Annotated in this window: 9 protein-coding genes; 1 reads left to right on the plus strand and 8 read right to left on the minus strand. The window is 61.9% G+C overall.

Annotation, left to right across the window (positions count from 1 at the left end; genetic code table 11):
- The first annotated feature begins 119 nt into the window (after positions 1-119).
- Positions 120-1,052: an NAD(P)/FAD-dependent oxidoreductase gene (locus KB449_RS21190; RefSeq protein WP_282910259.1), complete on the plus strand. Its 933-nt coding sequence runs from the start codon at positions 120-122 to the stop codon at positions 1,050-1,052.
- Positions 1,053-1,191: 139 nt separating this feature from the next.
- On the opposite strand, the gene KB449_RS21195 is transcribed toward KB449_RS21190, so the two are convergent.
- The 8 genes from KB449_RS21195 to KB449_RS21230 form a co-directional block, all read right to left on the minus strand.
- Positions 1,192-4,995: a fibronectin type III domain-containing protein gene (locus tag KB449_RS21195; RefSeq protein WP_282910260.1), complete on the minus strand. Its 3,804-nt coding sequence runs from the start codon at positions 4,993-4,995 to the stop codon at positions 1,192-1,194.
- A 128-nt stretch (positions 4,996-5,123) separates the two neighbouring features.
- Positions 5,124-9,725 carry an S-layer homology domain-containing protein gene (locus KB449_RS21200; protein WP_282910261.1) on the minus strand — a complete coding sequence of 1,534 codons (4,602 nt, stop codon included), beginning with the start codon at positions 9,723-9,725 and terminating at the stop codon, positions 5,124-5,126.
- A 196-nt stretch (positions 9,726-9,921) separates the two neighbouring features.
- Entirely contained in the window at positions 9,922-11,331 is a 1,410-nt protein-coding gene (locus tag KB449_RS21205) for an ABC transporter substrate-binding protein (RefSeq protein WP_282910262.1), read from the minus strand.
- A 71-nt stretch (positions 11,332-11,402) separates the two neighbouring features.
- Positions 11,403-12,227, minus strand: coding sequence for a carbohydrate ABC transporter permease (locus KB449_RS21210; RefSeq protein ID WP_282910263.1), 825 nt, complete (start codon positions 12,225-12,227; stop codon positions 11,403-11,405).
- Between the two features lie 2 nt (positions 12,228-12,229).
- Positions 12,230-13,123, minus strand: a complete 894-nt coding sequence (locus KB449_RS21215; protein WP_282910264.1) for a carbohydrate ABC transporter permease — start codon at positions 13,121-13,123, stop codon at positions 12,230-12,232.
- Between the two features lie 24 nt (positions 13,124-13,147).
- Positions 13,148-14,248: a Gfo/Idh/MocA family protein gene (locus KB449_RS21220; protein ID WP_282910265.1), complete on the minus strand. Its 1,101-nt coding sequence runs from the start codon at positions 14,246-14,248 to the stop codon at positions 13,148-13,150.
- A 370-nt stretch (positions 14,249-14,618) separates the two neighbouring features.
- Positions 14,619-15,653, minus strand: coding sequence for a LacI family DNA-binding transcriptional regulator (locus KB449_RS21225; protein ID WP_282910266.1), 1,035 nt, complete (start codon positions 15,651-15,653; stop codon positions 14,619-14,621).
- 180 nt (positions 15,654-15,833) lie between these two features.
- Positions 15,834-17,420: a peptide chain release factor 3 gene (locus KB449_RS21230; RefSeq protein ID WP_282910267.1), complete on the minus strand. Its 1,587-nt coding sequence runs from the start codon at positions 17,418-17,420 to the stop codon at positions 15,834-15,836.
- Positions 17,421-17,621: the final 201 nt, after the last annotated feature.

Genomic DNA, 17,621 nt, shown 5'->3' on the forward strand with positions numbered 1-17,621 from the left:
TGTTGTCCGTTTCTTGTTCGATTTTGGGTCTGTGCGCAAAAACGATTGCGTAACGCGATGCCTATCCGCTATAATCATGGATATAAAGAGTCTATAATGTCACCAAAAGGAGCGTGCACATGGAACAGTTACTGGATGCGGCGATCATCGGGGGCGGACCGGCGGGATTAAATGCGGCGCTTGTGCTCGGGAGAGCCAGAAAAAACGTAATCGTGATCGACGAAGGCCTGCCGCGCAACCGGGTCACGCATGAGTCGCACGGATTTCTGACGCGGGACGGGATCAAGCCGGACGAATTCAGACGCATTGCCGTCGAGCAGATTCGGGCCTATCCGTCGGTCCGGTTCGCCGCGGATATCGCCGTCGATATCGCGGGAGCGGACGGCGACTTCAAGATTTCGACCAAGGAGGGCCGTACCTATCGGGCGAAAAAGCTGTTGCTGGCCGTCGGCAAAAAGGATCGTCTGCCCGCGATCGAAGGTCTGACCGACGTCTACGGGAAGAGTGCGTTCGTCTGCCCGTATTGCGACGGCTGGGAGCTGCGCGATCGGGAGCTTGCCGTCATCGTCAAAGGCGAACACATCCTTCATTTCGCCAAGACGATTCTTGGCTGGTCGGACCGTATCATCTTGTTCACCAACGGTCCGCACGAGCTGACGGACGCGCAGCGCGAGGAACTGCGCGTACGAAATATTCCGCTGCATGACGGGCCGATCCGCCGGATCGTCTCCGAGGACGGTATGGTTAACCGGGTCGAGCTCGAAGACGGCTTCTCGGTCCCCTGCACCGGCATTTTTTTCGCGCCGACGCTGGTGGCCGGCTCCGACCTGCCCCAAGCGCTCGGCTGCGAGCTGACTCCGACCGGCAGCGTAGCGACGACCAATGCGCTGGGCAAGTCGAGCGTACCTGGCGTATTCGTCGCCGGCGACATCGCGACCGAGATGAATCAGCTCATCCAGGCCGCCGCCATGGGCGCCATGGCGGGCGCCGGCATCAACGCCGAGCTGCTGGCGGAGGCGTGGGAAGCGCGGGGACAAATGGGGCAAGGCTGACCGCTGCGGGCAACAAACCATGGAGAAAACGCCCGGAGCTGCCGACGACCGGCAGTTTCGGGCGTTTTCGATTGCCGCTCTTGTCCAAGCAAGCCCCTTCAATTGCAGCCGAAGGAACTTTTGCGCCTAGCTGAACGAACTATTGAAGCGTAAACGAATAAAGTGCCCCGCTGCCGGGAAGCCGGTTTGTCGCCGAGTCGTTCGAGACGAAGCCGAGACGAATCGTCTTGCCCGGCGTCAAGCCGAGCGAGGCAAGCGGGATCGCGGCCTCCAGCACGGTGTCGTTGCGGACGAAGCTCGCGCTGCCGAGCGTGCTCGCGAGCGTCCAGGTCCAGCCGTTGTTCGAGCCGGCGTACGCGAACAGACTTTGATTTTCGAGCAGCGTGTCGATGCCGCCGGACGTCCAGCCGGTCGGATTGAAGCCGGTCGTCGCCAGATTGTCCGTGTTCAGATAGAACTGGCTCTTGACGTTCAGGCCGCCGCTGCCCTGCGCGAGCAAATACAAATAGGTGCCGTCGTTCTTCGCCTTAAGGGCGGTCACGGTTCCGCCCGCCCCCGAATTAAGCGCGGCGACCGCGCTCCAGTCGGCGGCGCTGCCGTCGATCGCGATCGTCGCCTGTGCCTGCGGCGTCGCATTCACGGCGGCGGACTTCGCCGATTCGTTGCCGCTCGTATCGACTGCGGATACCTGGAACGCATACGTCGTGCCATTGGTCAGCCCGGTCGCCGTGTAAGAGGTCCCGCCGATCGGCGTCGCATTCTGCTTGACGCCGCCGCGATATACGAAGTACCCGGCCAGGTCCGGTTCGCCGCCCGCCGTCCATGCGAGCGAAGCGGCGCCGTTGCCTGCCGTAACCGTCAGTCGGGCAGGGACGGCCGGCGGCGTCGTGTCCGGCGTCGTCTGCCCGCCGCCGATCGTATAGGCCGGCAGCGCGGTGCCCGTCCCCGGCAGCCGGTTGGTCGTCGAATCGTTCGAGATATAGCCGACCCGTATCGTCGAGCCGGCCGCCACGTTCAGCGTCGCCAGCGGGACGGACAGCTCGACGACGCCGTCGTTGCGGACGAACTCCGAGCCGGACAGCGTCCGGACGGCCGTCCACGACCAGCCTGCGCCGTTATTGCGGTAGACGATATTGTTCTCGATCATATATTCGGTGCCGCTCTCCGCGCCGCTCGCCGTCCATCCCGCAGCGTTGTAGCCCGTCAGCCGATTGTTGTCGGCGTCGATAAAAAACTGGCCTTTGACGTTCAGCCCGCCGCCCTGCGCGAGCAGATACAGATTGCCGGCCGCATCCGCCGCCTTGAGCGCCTGCACGCCCGAGGCTCCGGTAGCGAGCGCCGCCTTGCCCGCCCAGTCCGCCGCCGCGCCGTCGACGACGATCCCGGAGCCGCTGCCGGCCGTCGGCGTCGCGGTCGCGGCCGCGCTCTTCGCGGACTCCAGTCCGCCCGCGCCGAGCGCCGTCACCTGGAAGCTGTAGGACGTCCCGTTCGTCAGCCCCGCGCTCGTGTAGCTCGTGCCGGCGATGGGCGACGCGTTCGCCTTCGTTCCGTCGCGGTACACATTATAGCCGGTGACGCTTGGATCCGAGGCCGCCGTCCAGGAGAGCGCAACTTGGCCGTTGCCCGGCGTCGCGATCAGTCCCGTCGGAGCGGCAGGCGCCGTCGCCGCTTGGGGCACGGCAGTCACCGACGCGCTCTTGGGCGATTCGGCGCCGGCCGAATTGACCGCCGTCACCTGATAGCTGTAAGAAGTGCCGTTGGTCAGTCCGGTATTCGTATAGGCGGGCGTCGCGACAAGCGACGTATTCAGCTTCGTGCCACCGCGGTACACATTGTAGCCGGCGAGGTTGGCTTCCGAATTCGGGTTCCAGGAGAGCCCGATCTGACCGTTCCCCGGCTGTGCCGCAAGTCCCGTCGGCGCCGCCGGCACCGCTGGCGTGCCCGGCACATTGAACTTCACGGACGAGCCGCCGAAGTTCGCAACGCGGAACCAGGTCCAGATCTCCTGGCCGGCCATGGCGCCCGGGAAAACATAGTCCGCGTCGAACGCCAGCTCGGCCGAATTGCCGGACTGCCTGATCTGCACCGGCCAGCCGTTGTTCGTAACCGTCGTCGTCGGGAATTTGAACACATCCCCCTGGCCCTCGACATGCGGCGCCAAATAAGCTTTGTTCGCATTTTCGAAGTAAATCCGCGAATCCGGCGTGACGGGCCAGGCGACGCCCTGCCAGCCGGCGCTCCCTTTCTTGTCGTAATCGAAGTAGATCATTTCGCTTTGCAGGTTAAGCGCGGATTTGGCGTCGATTTTCATAAAAAACTTGTCGCCCGCGAACTTCGCATACACCTTGGTGATGCCCTTGGCGTTGCTCCCCGCCGGATCGCTGTAGATGGGCGTCTCGCCGGACCAATCCGTAAAGTCGCCGTCGATATTGAAGCCCCCGAACAGATCGGTCGGATGCGTCCCGGCGAGCGACGCTTCGGGATAGCCCTGCGCGTCCAGCCAGCTCTTGGCGTCGCCGTACATATTGGTGAAGTTGGTCGCGCCGCTCACGTCGTAGCCCAGATAGCCGCTGTTCACGACAACCTCGTTCATCCATTTGGCCGTGCTTGACGAAGGGATAGTGAAGTCGCAGATGATGATATTGAAGCCGTCGGCCTGGTTGGCCTGCGCGTTCATGTAGTCCTTCCAGAAGCCGCCGAAGTTGTCCCGGCTGCGGTAGGTCGGCGAGGCCGAATTCGTGTTCCAGTTGTCGGCGAAGGCGGCATTCTCGTCGTAAAACTTGGAGCCGGACGTAATGTACGGATTGTAGTACCAAGATTCGGTGAGAAAAAGGTTGATCGCGTGACGATAGCGAGCCGCAAATTGGGAGGTGCCTTCGTCCGGATTGAAAAACCAGTAGCCGCGGTTGGCCGCAACGACCTTGGTCGGATCGACCGCCTTGACCGCCTCGACGAGCTCCACCATGCCTTTGGCAGTGAACCCGAAGTTGCCCCGCGGTCCCCACGAGGTCGTCGGTCCCGCGCCGCCGATCGGATCGGGCGTGTCGACCGTATCCAGGAACACGCCGTCATAGCCCGCGTCGTGCTCCAGCTTGTCGGTCATGAACGTAATTAGTTTTTTCCACGTCGGATCGCCGCCGTTGATATAGCCCCCGCCGTATGTCTTGTTCGTGTCGACGGCGCCGTCGCCGTTTTTCCAGTAGCCACCGTACAAGTAGCGCGAATCGTTCACCCAGGTGCCCTGCTGGTCCAGGTACCAGGGCATGAGTCCCTTGTTGCCCCAGGCGAGCAGGCTGCCCGTCGACGAATAATCGGCGGCGATCGAGATGCCCGAGTAGCCGTTGTAGCCCGAATTGTAGGTGCCGTCCGGCAGCGCTCCGCCCTCGACGTCGACATAGCCGCCGGCGGCGTTGTAATTCCACGGATTGGGTCCGTGCAGCGGGCCGCTCGGTCCGGCGTAGTCCGCCGGCAGCAGGCCGACGTCCTTGCCGTTCTGGATCGTCATATTGCCGGTGAACCCGGTGAAGACGCTTGAAGTAGCCAGTTCGCCGACCGAGATATAAGCCAGCACGATGACGTCGTCGGCCGTGCCGAGCACGCCGTCCGTGCCCCGCTTGACCTCGTTGACCTGGTTCGGCGTGAACGTCTCGAAGTAGAACTGGTTTTTCGCCACGTTGACGATGCGGATCGTCGGCTCCAGGATGACCAGATCGTACGTTTTCAGCGTGTTCAGCTGCGCCTGGGTAGCCGTATTCGTGCCGTACCAGATCATGACGCGGCTGTAGGCGTTCAGTCCGGGCACCTTGCCGTAGATCGGGTCTTTGCCGATGGCGGCATAGGCATGATGCGGACCCGGGATCAGCAAGGAGAACGGTGCGGCAAGCAGCAGGCACAGCCAGGCCAGCACGATTTTTCCGAGGCGGCCTTGAATCGCGAACGACATTTAACTCACGCTCCTTTTTAGTGATGAAACGTCGGTGATTCGTTTGCTAAACGAACGGGCGCACCACCTCCTTTGGCAAAATAAAAAGAGCCGCACTCGCGAAAGTACGGCTCTTCGGTTTTACTTGCTTAAATCGACAGCCACCGCGAGAGCATAGCGGCCGCCTGCGCCCGGCTGACGATGCCCGCCGGCGCGAGTAAGGCGCCCGGCAGCCCGTTCAGCAGGCCGCGGTCGATCGTGAATCCGACCGCCGGCTCCGCCCACGGCGCAGTCTGTCCGGCATCGGCGAATGCGGACTGGCTAGCGGCCGACGTCGGGACCGCCTCGCCGGGATGCGCCGCTTCGTAGGCGCGAAGCAGCATGACCGCCGCTTCCTGGCGGGTGATCGGATCGGAAGGCCCGAAGCGGCCGTCGTCTCTGCCCTGGAGGATGCCGAACGCGGTAGCCGCGCGGACCGCGGGAGCATAGTAGGCGTCGGCCGGGACGTCCGGGAAGACCGGCGCGTCCGCCGTTGCCGCAAGGCCTGCCGCTTTGACGAGCATCGTCGCGAACTCGGCCCGCGTCACCGCGCGGAGCGGCTCGAACCGGTTGTCGCCGATGCCCTGGACGATATGCTTCGCCGACAGCGACTTGATGCCGCCCGCGGCCCAATGTCCGGCAAGCACGTCCTCGTAGCTGCGGTCGAAAGCCAGCACCGCGTATACGCTAAAATGGTTGACCGTCGCCGTGACTACATCGCCTCGGGCCGCACCGCCGACGTACTCAGGCGCTCCGACGCCCGGAATCGCATAAATGCCCGCCAGCGCCCGATCCGCGCCTTCAGCCAGTTTTAGCGTCAGCTTCAGTCCTTCGTCGAATTGATGCAGCGGGGTCTTGACGCCGGCAGGGCTCCTTACGCCGAGCTCCAGCTCGTACGCGTCTCCCGCCTGGCGATAGACCGCGCTCGCCGTCGAAGCTGCAGCCAGCGCCTTCGCCGCCGCTTCGCCCCCCGGCCGCCTGACGACATAAAGCTCGCCGCCCTGCCAACCGCCGTCCGCGCGAAGCGCGGCAAGCTGCTTCAATACGCCCGGCGGCAGCTCGAGCGAGAAGCCGCCGTCCGCGAAGGCGAGTGATTCGCCGAGCGCGAACGCCGCATCCGCCGGTACCCGCACCTCGGTCTTGCCGGCTGCGATCGCGACCGTCGACTTGCCGCCGGCCGGCGCAGGCAGCGACGCGACCTGCTGCACCTCATCCGCCGGTGCCGGCGTCGGCCGCGCCGTTCCCGCGATCCGGATCGTATCCAGCGCCGCCCAGTCGTCACCCCGGTCGCCCTCGATCGCGAGCTTGATGCCCGGCTTGCCGGTATCCGGATCGAGAATGCCGACCAGCACCCGGTATTCGCCGCTCGCGAGATCTGCCGGGATATCCAGCGGCAGCGGCGCCTCATAGTCGCCGGGCAGCCAGCCGCGAATGTCGACGCCGCTCGCCTTCGTGACGCTCGACGCGACGACCCGTCCGTCCGCATCCGCCAGCGCGACGGCGACCGGCCAGTCGTAATAGAAAGGCGCGACGCCTTTGTTTGTCCACTGCGTCTTTACTTCGAGCTTGTCGCCCGCGGCCGCCTCGCCGTCGTGCTTCACGGCATTCAATACGTACCGGTAGCCGATCGTCTTGCGGAACGTGTCCATGTTCTCTTGAATGTCCTGCGTGATCCCGCCCTTGCCCACCTCGTAGTCCGCCGGCGCGGACGGTCCCAGCCAGGACGTATGGGACAGCCGCGCTTCCCGCAGCGACTCGACGATGCTGCCGTCGGCGAGCGAGAGCAGCGGATTGCCGCTCGTGAATTCGCCGCCGGAGAAGCTCGTTTTCCAGAAATCCGGCATCTTGGACGCAGCCTGTACTTCGGCCGCGCTCTCGCCCGGTTCGATATACAGGCCGATGTCCGACCAGCCGTCGCGAATCCAGCTTAGCCAGGATTCCGTCGAGCCCTTATCGCCGAACACGTCGTTGAACAGCCCGAGGCCGCTTGCCGCCGCGATCGGGAACGGCTTGCGCATGCCGAGCAGCTTGTGCTTGAAGCCGTCCAGATAGTGCTGCACGTACCGGTCGGATACAGCGACGTTCGGGAACTTGCCCGACAGCGGCTCCGGGTAGTTGTGGAATTCGCCCCAGTGGCCGAGCGAACCGATCTGGACGTAGGCGATGCGCGGATCCTCGTCGTAGCGGGCGGCAAGCGCCGCGATCATCCGCTCGTGCTCCTCGAGCAGCACGGGAAGGTTGTAGTTCGGCGCGAAGCCCGCGCCGATCTCGGACGAGTCGTACCATTTGCCCACGCCGTCCGCGGAGCCCGCCGCCTCGACCAGCTCGTCGTACAGCCAGTCGGGAATGTCTTTATGCGCCGGGTCCGACGTCGGCGTGTCCATCACGATACGAAGATTGATTTTTTTGCCGAGGCTCGCCCAGTAGGCGAACTGGTACTTTTCCTCGATGCCCGCCCAGTCGAACTCGCCCTTGACCGGCTCGAGCTCGCGCCAGCTGATGCCGGCGTACACCATGCTGTGCGACTGCGCATACGGCTCGCCGAGCGCCTTCTTCGGCACGTCCCGCGCCCAGGCGACCCAGCCGGTGTACGGATTGTTCAGCACGTCGAACGATTCGCGCGGATAGTAGACGCCCGCCTCGGACGGCTGCTCGACCAGCGCCTGCACCGCCAGCATCGGCCGGCCGACGCCGGGCAGCGCCAGGACGTTTTTCGCCGCATAAGCGACCTTAAGCCCGCTATCCGTCGTTGCCCCGATCTGATCCAGATACAGGTAGACGAGGTCGCTCGCCGCATCCGGCACGTTCTGCACCTTGCCCGATGCCGTCCAGCCGGCGCTGGCGCTGTCATATCGATAAAGCGTGTTGCGCGACACTTTGTAATCGATGCCGTCGCCCGGCCAGCGGGCATCCTGCAGACCGGTCGTGCCGTCCGCGTCGGCATCGATGAAGTATTCGTTCTGCGTGTTCAGACCGCTGCCTTGCGCCAGCAAGAACAGCTTCTCCCCGTCGCGCAGCGCGCGCAGCCGAATCGAGCCGCCGCTCGACGCCGCCTTGTTGTCGACGTCCGACCAGTCGCCGTCCCCGCCGTCGACCGCGATCTGGGCGCCGCGTTCGGACAGGGCTGCCGGATAGCGCGCTGCGCCGGAAGCCGCCGGCGCGTAGTCGGCACCAACGCCCAGCGCGACCCGCACCGTCGAACTCGCTTCCCAGCCGCTCATGTCGACGACCGTCTCCAGCACGCTTTCGCCGGACGGGGCATACACGCTCGACACGACGCTCTCCGCCGCGCCGAGCGCCTCCCAGCTCCAGCCGCTGCCCGTGCTCTTGTATGCGGTGCCGTTCTGCACCAGATAATCGGCGCCGGTACCGGCATATTGCCAGCCCTGATGGCCGGTCTCCGGATCGTTGTCCGCGTCGATGAACAGGTTTTTCTCGCCCGACAGGTCGTAGCCGTGCGCGAGCACGTACAGCCTGTCGTTTTTCACGAACGCCGACAGATCCCGGATATTGCCGGTGCCGGTCGCGATCGGACGGATGCCAGGCCACTCGGCGTCGTTGCCGTCCGCCGTCACGCGGGGCAGCGAGGGCACGATCTTCGCCGCCTGGGCGGCCGGCGCCGGCGCGTACACCTCGCCGACGTTAAAACCGATATACAGCGGCGCGGGGGCTGTCATCCCGAGCTCCCCGAGCGGGACGGACATCTCGATGACCTTTCCATTGCCCGAGCCGGACTCGGCATACTGAATGCCTTCCGCAGCGAGCTGACTCCAGCCCCAGCCGCTGCCGGTGCTGGCATACAGCGCGCCGTTTTCCATCATGTAGTCGAAGCCGTAATCCGGCCACAGCCAGTTCGTCGTGAAGCCAGTGTCCTTGCTATGGTCCGTGTCGATAAAAATGTCGTTCCAGTCGCCCATCCTGCCGCTGACCATGATGCTCAGCGTGTCGCCGTTCGCCGCGGCGTACAGCTTCGTGAGTCCGTCCGCGGACACGGCGACCGGCTCGGAGCCGGACCAATCCGCCGGATCGCCGTCGACCGCGATGTCCGGGTCGGGTCCGAAGGCTGCCGCTTCGGCCTCGACGGCCAGCATCGGCTTGCCCGCATCCGGCAGGAACGCGTTGGCCGCCGGCTCGGCATACGCCGCCTTCAGCGGGGCCGACGCGATCAAGCCAAGCAGCCCGATGTCGACCGCCGCCTCGGCGATCGTGCCCGAATTGGCGTACGCAGCCGTACCGGCCGGCGTCCACGCTCCGTCCGCATAGCGCTGCACCTGCATGCCGACGATCCGGTAATCGATGCCCGTCGCATCGCTCCACGCCGGCTCCTGCGCCCCCGTCGCCGGATCGCCGTCCGCGTCGATCAAGAAGACGCCGCCCGGATCGACGGCAGTTCCCTCCGCCAGCAAGTACAGCATGCCCCCGCGCTGCACGGCCTTCAGCAGGCTGAGCGAGCCTCCGCCCGCCGCCTCGTCCGCCGCGACCGCATCCCATTCGGACGGCGCGCCCGTGAATCTGGCCGGCGCTGCAGCTGCCGCTTCCGCCACGGTCGCCTCTCCGACTGTCGGCGCCAGGCCGGCGGCCAATGTCAATACCAGCCCCGCCGACAGCCATCTCCTAAGATGCGAGCGCTTACCTTTCTTGCCCTTGTCTTCATTCATTCCGATACCCACCTTCATTCCCTCATCCAGCTTCATTCCGTCATCCACCTTCATATCCCACGCATCCTCCTTCATCCCGTCTGCCGATCGCTTAAAAAGGCAAAAGAAAAGACAATGGGTTCTGCAGGCTTTGACGGACTGAATCAAAGTTAAATGCGGTTCCCATTGTCTTTTGCGCTATTCTTGTTGTTCGATCGATGCCGTTCGCGCCGGCGGACTTCGCGTCAAGCGACCGCCGGCGCTTCTTCTCTTATTTACCGTAAAGCGACCCGATCTCCTTCACCACGCCGTCAAGCTCGCCCTTGCCGGACAGCGCCGGCGCGAGCTTTTGCGGGATGATTTCCCACAGCAGCTTTTCCTTGCCGTCGAAGAACGGCGCGGAGATCGCGTATTTTTGCGCATCGATGAACGTCTGCTTGTTGTAGCCTTCGTCCTTGGCGAGATACGTTTCCGCGGCCGCCTTGTTGGCCGGGATCGACTGGCCCTGCTGCGCGAGCGCGATCTGGCCGTCCGGTCCGCCCAGCCAGCTCAGCAGCGCCCATGCGGCCTGCTCGTTTTTGCTGTATGGACTCATCGCGTTGCCTGCAACCTGCACGACCGTCTTCGTCTCTTTGAACTTCGGCGGCAGCACCGTGTCGAACTTGATATTGGCCTTGATGAATTCGCTGGCGGACCACGAACCCGCGAAGCTCATCGCGACCTTGCCCGTCGTCATCGTCAGGAACGGCTCCTTGGCGAGCGACTGGCTCTGGCTGAAGGTCGGCGTCACATGATGCTTGGTGATCAGATCCCGGTAAAACTCCAGCACTTGCTTGGCTTCCGGCGATTCGAGACCGAGCGACTTGTCGTCGTTCACGAGCTTGCCGCCGTTGGACTCGATCTGCGGCTCGAGCACGGAGTCGGCGGAGCCGGCCGCGTCGACCGTCAGGCCCCATTGCACGATGTTTTTGGCGTCGAAGTCCGCGTCCGCGGCCGTCTTGCCGTTACGATCGAGCGTCATCTTCTTGGCGATGTCGAGCGCCTGATCCCAGGTCAGCTCGCCGGCCGGATAAGCGGCGCCCGCCGGATTCGTCTTGGGGTCGTCGAACAGCCCTTTATTATAGTAGAGCACGATCGTGTTGGCGTCGCGCGGCAGCGATACTTGCTTGCCGTCGACCTGGTGGGCGGCCAGCACCCCGGGCTCGAAGTTGTTCGTATCGAAGCCCGTCGAGGCGATCAGATCGGTCAAGTCCTTCATCGCGCCGATCTTGGCGTATTTGTCCACGTACGCATAGCTGATCTTGTACACGTCGGGCAGATCCTTGGCCGCAGCCTGCGCGGTTAGCGCCGTCCAGTACGTGCCCCAGTCCTTGCTGACGACCTCGACCTCGACGTTCGGATATTTCTCGCTGAAGCCCTTGAGCAATTCCTTCGTCTGCTCGGTCTCCACGTTCGTTCCCCATTGCGCATACGTTACCTTGCCGGAGATGTCGGCTGCGCTGGCCGGAGCCGATGCCGATCCGGACGCCGGAGTCGATGCGCTCGCCGATGCGCCTGCCGAAATGCTGGATGCTGGAGACGAAGACGCGCCCTCGTTGTTGTTGCTGCCGCATGCCGCCAGACTCATCGTTCCGATCAGACTCAGTACCGCGAGCTGCGCGATCCGTTTCTTTGTTTGCATGTTGAGCCCTCCTTGTACGTGGATGAATGATTGACCTGCCCCTCGATGCGCTCTCACGGGTGTCCCCGGGATTACTTGATCCCGGTCATGACCACCCCCTCGATGAAGTAGCGCTGGGCGAAGAAGTAGATGACGCCGATCGGCAGCAGCGCGAGGAACGAACCGGCCGCGAGCACCGGGAAGTCGTGCGAAGTCTGGCCCATGATCATCTGGAGGCCGACGCTGAGCGTCTGCAGCTTTTCCGATTGGATGAAGATGAGCGGGGAAAAGAAGTCCGTCCACGAAAAGACGAAGGAGAAGATGAAGCCGCTCACGAGAATCGGGCTGGACAGCGGCAGAATAACCCTGGAATAGATCGTCCAGTAACCTCCTCCGTCGACGTAGGTCGCTTCGTCCAGCTCCCGCGGGATCGTGAGGAAAAACTGCCTGAACAAAAAGATGAAGTACGGGTTGCCGAGCACGTGTGGAACGATGAGCGGCAGCCACGTATCGTACCAGCCGATGTTCCGGTACAGCAGATACAGCGGGATCAGCGTCACCTGCGCCGGAATCATAAGCGTGGCCAGCACGATGGCAAACAGGAACTTGCGTGAACGCGCCTTTGTGCGGGCGAATCCGAACGCGATCAGCGAGGAGAACAGAATCGTGCCGAGACCGACGGAGCCCGCGATCGCGAAGGAGTTGCCGATCCACCGGCCCATGAGCGGCATCGATTCGAAGAGCCGTCCGAAGGCGCTTAGCGTAAACGGGTGCGGGAGAAACTCCGGCGGATATCTGAACGTCTGCTCCTGCGTCTTGAGCATCGTGGACAGCAGCCAGAACAGCGGGCCGGCGAAGATGAACAGGCCGATGAGCAGCGCGACGTATTGCAGCGGCGTTTTGAATCGGTAAGTCATGCCTATGCGTCGCCCCCTTTATCGCTCTCGTAGTAGACCCAGCGGTTCGACGTTTTCATCACGATCCACGTCAGGATCAGGATGATGACGAACAGAATCCAGGACTGCGCCATCGCATAGCCGAACTTCATGTCGCGGAATGCGGTATTGTAGGTATTCAGCATGTAGGTCGACGAGGAGTAGTCCGGCCCACCGTTGTTCAGCAGGCGGGATTCGGTGAACATCTGGAAATAATAAATCATCTGCAGCACCAGCGAGAAAAGAATCGTCGGCGAGATCATCGGCAGCGTGATGGTAAAAAATTGGCGGACCCGGCTGGCGCCGTCGATGCGTGCCGCCTCGTAGAGCTGGGCGGGCACGCCCTTGAGCGCGGCGAGGAAGATCAGGACCGGTCCGCCCGAGCTCCAGATGCCGATCGTCACGATCAGCGGCTTGCTCCATCCCTCGGAGCCGAACCAGTCCACCTTCGGGATGCCGACGGCCTCGAGGAGCTGATTGACGAAGCCGCCGTCCGTGCCGAACAGCAGCAGCCAGATGATGACCGTCGCGACGGGCGGCACCAGGTAGGGCAAGTAATAGATCGTGCGGAAAAAGCGAATGCCCTTGATCTCGACGTTCAGCACGACGGAGATCAGAATTTGGAACATGACCGTGACCGGCACGGCGATAAAAACGAAATACAGCGTGTTGCCGAAGCTTTTCAAATAAATCTGATCCTTGAACAAGTCCCGGTAGTTGTCGAACCCGATCCACTGCGGCGGCGTCACCGAGTTGTAATCCGCGAAGCTGTAAATCATGCTCAGCGCGGCCGGTCCGACGAAAAACACGAGAAAACCTACGATCCAAGGAAGGATGAACAACAAAAACGTGCCTTCCTCTTTCCACCTCGAGGTCATGCGGACTCCCCCTGTCTGTCGGCCTTAGCTCAGCTCGCTGATGTAGACGTAACGTTCTTCCTTGATGGAACGTTCGGCGGCAAGCGCGACGAGCAGCGCATCCCGGCCGATCCGGCCGTTGGCATAGGGCGCTTCGCCCGTGGCGACGGAATTCAGGAAGGCGTGCCGCTGCCGCTGGCTGCCGGTATGTCCGCCGTTCACCGAATCGGATTCGTGGTCCAGATCGATGTGGTCGCGGCTCTTGTCCTCGGGACCGAAGATGTCGATCGTCTTGTCCTTCTTGGCGATCATCTGGCCGCCGTTGCTGCCGAGCAGACCGATCTCGAGCCCTTCGTCCATCAGGTTCCTCGGTTTCAGATACATGCAGAGGCCGAGATTCGCCTTGCTGCCGTTCTCGTATTCGACGATGACCCAGGCATGGTCGACGATCGAAGTGCTCGTGAGCGTCCGGGTCTCGTAATGCGTATAGGAATTGGTGATGACGTTGGGCTGACCGTCCTTCAGCACGTGCTGGCCGCCGGACGCGAACACGCGGCGCGGCTTCGAATCGATCATCCAGTTGAAAATATCGAAATGATGGCAATCCTTCTCGATGAGCGCGCCGCCCGACTTGGAAGCGTCATAGAACCAGTCCACCGGCGGGAACGGATCGCGGAATTCCTTGCACCACATCATGGTGACGTCTCCCAGCCGCCCGGCATCCAGTTCCCTGCGCATCCGGCGATAGATGTTGGAGTAACGGTAAGTGAGGCCGATCTGCAGGATCACGCCCGCAGCTTCCGCCTTGGCGATGATCTCGTCGCATTCGCCGAGCGTCGGCGCGACCGGTTTTTCCAGAAACACATGCTTGCCGCGCTCGATAAACGGCACCGCCGCATCGCGATGCATGTAATTGGGCAGCGAGATGACGACGGCGTCGAAGGTGTCGATGTGTTCCAACAATTCCAAGTAACTCGCAACGATGCCGGGATTGTTTCTTCTTATGTACGGCATCGCCCTTGCCAAGTTGGATTCGCTCGGATCCGCGACCCAGACGATCTCGCAGTTTTCGATTTGATCGAATCCCATCGCATGGCCGGTCCCCATATCCCCAACGCCGATCAGTGCCAGCCGAATTTTATTCATCGTATATCGTGTCCCCCAACTCCGATGTGTTTGCGCCAAACTTTATTTGTTTGGATTACAATTTAAATATTATTCGAATATCAGAAAACCGTCAAGGATTATTAATGCAATTTGGATGAATTTTTCCTTGGTTTTTTGGACTTTATTTGGCGTAAATATTCGTAAAATACGATTACTTATGACGGTAGCACAATCTAACATTCGGTTTTTATCGATCTAAGCGCTTGCAGAGCCCTTGATTTAGAGAATGTGCACAAACTGCTTTTCACGCAAATTTTTCTTGCATTTTGCCGCAAATAAATCCAAAATTCCATGGAAAACAAAAGGCCCTGCACCGCATAAACGGGCAGGGCGTACGAATGGTGCCGCATCAGGTCGATTGTCTGGCCATTAACTCGAACGGAAGCGTAATCTTGACGGGAAGCGGGTACTTGTTCTGTCTGACGTCGACGAGCGTCTTGGCCGCCACCCAGCCGATCTCGAACTTGGGAATATGTACGGAGGTCAGCGGCGGCGTCGCGTACTCGGCGAAGTCGATATTGTCGATGGAGGCGATGGCGACATCCTGGGGAATGCGCAGACCGCTCTCGAATACGGCACGCATGGCCGAGATCGCCATCATGTCGCTGGCGGCCAGAAATGCGGACGGCAGCTTGGCCGGCTTTTCGAGCGTCCGCTTCATCAGCGTATAGCTTTTTTCCGCATTCCATTCCGTATCGAGGATCCATTCCTTATGGATCGCGAGTCCCGCTTCGTCCATCGCTTCTTTGTAGCCGCGGTATCTTTTTTCCTTGGTGATGTCGAGCGACCTGCCGGAGCCGCCGAGGAAGCCGATATGCCGGTGCCCCCGCGAGATCAGGTGCTGTACCGCATGCTTCGCCGCCGCCAGCCGGTCGTAGCCGACGCTCGGAATGGACGGATCGGACACGTCGATGCCGACAACGCAAGGGATATGGCGCTTGATCGCGTCGTAGACGACCGGATCGATGCTCTCGACGACGATGATGCCGTCCACCCCGCCGTCCTGGATCACCTTTTGCAGCATCTCCGGAGATTTGAGATCTTCGCCGTTGTGTATATAGGCCAATTCTCCGCCGTGCTCCTGAATGCCTCGCTCGATGCCCTCGAGAATCGGAGAAAAGTACGGATGATTGTACTTGTTCTGATTAACCGCCACGATGCAGCCGACCTTGCCGATATCGGGCTGCCGCGCGGATATCCCGCGCTTCGAGCCCGCGCCGTCCTTCGCCGTCTTGCCTGGGTTGTAGCCAAGCTGCGCCACCGCGTCCCATATGCGCTGGCGCGTGTCTGCGTTGACGGAACGGCTCGTATCGTTGTTGACGACTCTGGACACCGTGGAGATCGATACGCCCACTTGATCCGCGATATCCTTTAAAGTAGCCAATTCGGTCCGCTCCTTTGCCTTGATTTGCCCCAAACTTGTATATGGCTTTCATTATAGCCGAACCCCGTCCCTTCGGACAACCGACAATGTCGGCGCGCCACAAGAAAAGCCGCCCCGATTGTGCGTTGCGGGACGGCCTTCGCTCTGGCTGCGATATTGAAAAAATTGAACCGACGCGCCTTAAGGCGCCGTTTCCAGGAACTTCACGTCGGGCATGCGTTCCACGGCGGTGCGCATCGCGTACTCGTTTTCGAACAAGGCGACGTTATTGTCGTTCTTGTCCCTGACGAGCGTCGAGTTGATGCGGAACTTGGAGGCATCGAGCTTGTCGGCGACGATCCAGCGGGCGAACTGGAACTGCGTGCGCGCGAGCTGGATGTCGACGCCGTACTCGTTTTTCATGCGGTACTCGAAGACGTCGAATTGAAGCTGACCCACGACGCCGAGATACGTATCCTCGAACGGACCGATCGAGCGGAACACCTGTACCATGCCCTCTTCGGTCAGCTGATCGAGGCCCTTGAGGTATTGCTTCTGCTTCAGCGCATTCTTGACCGATACCTTGGCGAAAATCTCCGGCGAGAACGTCGGCAGCTCGTCGAACGTCAGGTTCGCGCCTTGCGCGAGGCTGTCCCCGATGCGGAAAATGCCCGGATCGAACAAGCCGATAATATCGCCCGGGTAGGCGGTATCGACGATGTCGCGGTCCTGTGCGAGAAACTGCTGCGGCTGGGACAGCTTGATGTCCTTGCCGGTGCGCACATGCTTGACGGACATGCCGCGCTCGAACTTGCCGGAGCAGATGCGCAGGAAGGCAATCCGGTCGCGGTGAGCGGGGTTCATGTTCGCCTGGATCTTGAAAATGTAGCCGGAGAACTTCTCGTCGTCCGGTTCGACTTCGCCTTCCGTCGTACGGCGCGACGTCGGCGCCGGGGCCAGCTGCAAGAAGTTCTCGAGGAACGTCTGCACCCCGAAGTTGTTGACGGCGCTGCCGAAGAAGACCGGCGTCAGCTCGCCCGCGCGTACCTTCTCGTAGTCGAAAGGATCGCCTGCCACGTCAAGCAGCTCGAGATCCTGCGCCAGCTGGTCGGCGAGATAATCGCCCGCCATCTCGCGGATCGCCGGATCGTTGTAGTCGGCAGCCGGGCGGACCTCGATCGTGGAGTGGTCGTTGCCCTGGAACAGCTCGACCTGCTTCTTCATGCGGTCGTAGACGCCGCACAGCTCGCGACCCATGCCGATCGGCCAGTTCATCGGCACCGAGCGGATGCCGAGCACGCGCTCGATTTCCTCGAGCAGCTCGAACGGATTCTGTCCCTCGCGGTCGAGCTTGTTAATGAAGGTGAAGATCGGAATGCCCCGCTTGCGGCATACCTGGAACAGCTTGATCGTCTGCGCCTCGACGCCCTTGGCGACGTCGATGAGCATGACCGCGCTGTCGGCGGCGGTCAGCGTGCGGTACGTGTCTTCGCTGAAGTCCTGGTGACCGGGGGTGTCCAGGATGTTGACGTTTTTGCCGGCATACTGGAACTGCATGACCGACGAAGTGACGGAGATCCCCCGCTGCTTCTCAATCTCCATCCAGTCGCTGGTCGCGTGGCGGGCGGCTTTGCGCGCCTTGACCGAGCCGGCGATATGAATCGCGCCCCCGAACAGCAGCAGCTTTTCGGTCAGCGTCGTTTTGCCCGCATCGGGGTGGGATATGATCGCGAAGGTGCGGCGCTTCGCCACTTCTTGCTTAAGTTCGTCGCGGATCGCTTTGCTCATGAATCACGGATTCCTCTCTTGGACAATATGGCAAACTACATTATAGCATATTGTGCCCGGTCCAGGAGGTGAACTGCGGCGGATCCATGGGGCATGCGGCGAAAATAGCGCATTTTTGGCGCTATGGCGGCGGTGAGCGTGGTGCGAGCAAAGGGCATGCGGCGAAAATAGCGCATTTTTGCGCGATGGCGGCGGTGAGCG

The sequence above is a fragment of the Cohnella hashimotonis genome (assembly GCF_030014955.1).
Lineage (GTDB): Bacteria > Bacillota > Bacilli > Paenibacillales > Paenibacillaceae > Cohnella > Cohnella hashimotonis.

Bases quoted from the DNA above. Each gene is read 5' to 3' on its own strand.
- KB449_RS21190 (WP_282910259.1), top strand. From the start codon at position 120: ATGGAACAGTTACTGGATGCGGCGATCATCGGGGGCGGACCGGCGGGA.
- KB449_RS21195 (WP_282910260.1), bottom strand. From the start codon at position 4,995: ATGTCGTTCGCGATTCAAGGCCGCCTCGGAAAAATCGTGCTGGCCTGG.
- KB449_RS21200 (WP_282910261.1), bottom strand. From the start codon at position 9,725: ATGAAGGTGGATGACGGAATGAAGCTGGATGAGGGAATGAAGGTGGGT.
- KB449_RS21205 (WP_282910262.1), bottom strand. From the start codon at position 11,331: ATGCAAACAAAGAAACGGATCGCGCAGCTCGCGGTACTGAGTCTGATC.
- KB449_RS21210 (WP_282910263.1), bottom strand. From the start codon at position 12,227: ATGACTTACCGATTCAAAACGCCGCTGCAATACGTCGCGCTGCTCATC.
- KB449_RS21215 (WP_282910264.1), bottom strand. From the start codon at position 13,123: ATGACCTCGAGGTGGAAAGAGGAAGGCACGTTTTTGTTGTTCATCCTT.
- KB449_RS21220 (WP_282910265.1), bottom strand. From the start codon at position 14,248: ATGAATAAAATTCGGCTGGCACTGATCGGCGTTGGGGATATGGGGACC.
- KB449_RS21230 (WP_282910267.1), bottom strand. From the start codon at position 17,420: ATGAGCAAAGCGATCCGCGACGAACTTAAGCAAGAAGTGGCGAAGCGC.